1 protein-coding gene and 1 pseudogene are annotated in these 1,868 nt (G+C 68.3%); both read left to right on the top strand.

What is annotated here, in order from left to right:
- Positions 1–477, top strand: a 477-nt coding sequence (locus Q0L11_RS20690; RefSeq protein WP_296599776.1) for a toprim domain-containing protein, incomplete at its 5' end; no start/stop codon positions are given.
- 281 nt (positions 478–758) lie between these two features.
- Positions 759–1,868, top strand: a pseudogene (locus Q0L11_RS20685) (DEAD/DEAH box helicase); the annotation flags it as partial.

Below are 1,868 nucleotides of genomic sequence, written 5' to 3'. Positions count from 1 at the left end.
GGGTCGAAGTTCAAGGAGGAAGACCTCCGCTACGACCGCATCGTGATCATGACCGACGCCGACGTGGACGGCGCCCACATCGCCAGCCTGCTGATCACCTTCTTCTGGCGGACCATGCCCGACCTGATCCGCACCGGCCGCCTCTACCTGGCGCTGCCGCCGCTCTATCGCCTCAGTCACGGCGGCAAGGCGGTCTACGCCCGCGACAACGAGCACCGCGAGCAGTTGCTGGCCAGCGAGTTCAAGGGCAAGAAGCCCGAGATCAGCCGGTTCAAGGGCCTGGGCGAGATGATGCCCGCCCAGCTCAAGGAAACCACCATGGACCCGAAGACCCGCACCCTAGCGCGGGTCACCCTGCCCCGCGCCGAGGAGCAGGTGGAGGATCTGGTGGAGCGGCTGATGGGCCGCAAGCCCGAGGCCCGCTTCCAGTTCATCCAAGAGAACGCCGAGTTCGCGGTCGCCGACTTGGACATCTAGCGCGATCCGGGGCGCCCGCTTCGTCGACACGCCGCGGTTTCCGGTCCGCGTCGGCGCTTGATCGCTTGCAGGGCTGCCGGAGGCGACTGAAAGATCGTCGATATGAGATCGATGAACCCGACGGGGCCGTCGGTTGCGGATGCGGCCATTGAACCTGCCGTAGCGGCGTGCGTTGACAGCGGGACCGTCCGCCGTATGTTCCGCGCGCGCGGCGATGTCCGTCCGCGCCGCCGCGTCGCGCATACCCGTCTTGCGGGAGCGCCCCGCACACTCGTTAGCGAATGACCGAATTTTCCGAACTTGGCCTCTCGGCCGCGACCCTGAACGCCGTCGCCGAGACCGGCTACACCACCGCCACGCCCATCCAGGCCGAGGCGATCCCCGTCGCCCTCCAGGGCCTCGACGTGCTGGGCATCGCCCAGACGGGCACCGGCAAGACCGCCGCCTTCACATTGCCGATGATCGATCGGCTGGCGGCCGGCCGTTCCAAGGCGCGCATGCCGCGCGCGCTGGTGATCGCTCCCACCCGCGAACTGGCCGACCAGGTCGCCGCGTCCTTCGAGAAGTACGCCAAGGGCCAGAAGCTCTCGTGGGCGCTGCTGATCGGCGGCGTCTCCTTCAGCGACCAGGAACAGAAGCTGGATCGTGGCGTAGACGTCCTGATCGCCACGCCCGGCCGCCTGCTCGACCACTTCGAACGCGGCAAGCTCCTGATGACCGGCGTCCAGATCATGGTCGTCGACGAAGCCGACCGCATGCTGGACATGGGCTTCATCCCGGACCTGGAACGGATCTTCAAGCTGACCCCGGCCAAGAAGCAGACGTTGTTCTGGTCCGTATCCCGACGGCCGACCCCAAAGCCAAGCGCACGGCGCTGCGCATGCTGATCGACCGGGCCGACGTGAAGAACGGCATCGTCTTCTGCAACCGCAAATCCGAGGTCGATATCGTCGCCAAGTCGCTGCAGAAGCACGGCCTGGACGCGGCCCCGATCCACGGCGACCTGGACCAGTCCACCCGCATGCGGACGCTGGAGAGGTTCCGCAGCGGCGAGCTGCGCCTGCTCTGCGCCTCGGACGTGGCCGCCCGCGGCCTGGACATCCCGGCCGTGAGCCACGTGTTCAACTACGACGTGCCGCACCACGCCGACGACTATGTGCACCGGATCGGCCGGACCGGCCGCGCGGGGCGCCTGGGCGAGGCGTTCATGATCGTGACGCCGGCCGACAGCAAGAACCTCGACAAGGTGCTGAAGCTGATCGGCAAGGTCCCCGAGGAGATCACGCTGGAAGGCGTCGACTGGGGTTCGATCAAGGACGAGCCGCGCGCCGGCGGCCGTGGGGGCCGTGGCGAACGGGACCGCGGCGGCCGAGGCGGCCGCGAGCGCGGCG

Source organism: Phenylobacterium sp. (assembly GCF_024508875.1).
In the GTDB taxonomy this organism is placed as follows: Bacteria; Pseudomonadota; Alphaproteobacteria; order Caulobacterales; family Caulobacteraceae; genus Phenylobacterium.
Note: the sequence above shows the minus strand (reverse complement) of the source record. Positions and strands in the feature narration are given on the sequence as shown.